The 235-nt window shown below is 53.6% G+C and carries 1 protein-coding gene; it reads right to left on the bottom strand.

From position 1 onward, the window contains the following. On the bottom strand, positions 1-235 hold a 235-nt coding region (locus FD02_RS11405), incomplete at both ends, for a hypothetical protein (protein WP_202812900.1).

Below are 235 nucleotides of genomic sequence, written 5' to 3'. Positions count from 1 at the left end.
GGCACATCCGTGCCATTGACCGTATGACCGCCCTTGCCGTCAGTAACAACGGTATCAGTTGAGTCATCTGGTTCAGTGACTGGCGTCGTCGTCTTCTGGCTAGTAATGCCACCCTTCGGATCAATCGTCGTTTCAGTGGTCGTGCCGTTGCCATTATCATGCTTCAGCTTGATCCCACCATCATCCGTCGGTGTCGCCGTGGTGTCATTACCAACATCAGTTGGCTTGGTCGTAC

The sequence above is a fragment of the Lacticaseibacillus nasuensis JCM 17158 genome (assembly GCF_001434705.1).
Taxonomy (GTDB): domain Bacteria; phylum Bacillota; class Bacilli; order Lactobacillales; family Lactobacillaceae; genus Lacticaseibacillus; species Lacticaseibacillus nasuensis.
This window is presented reverse-complemented; position numbering and strand designations above follow the sequence as displayed.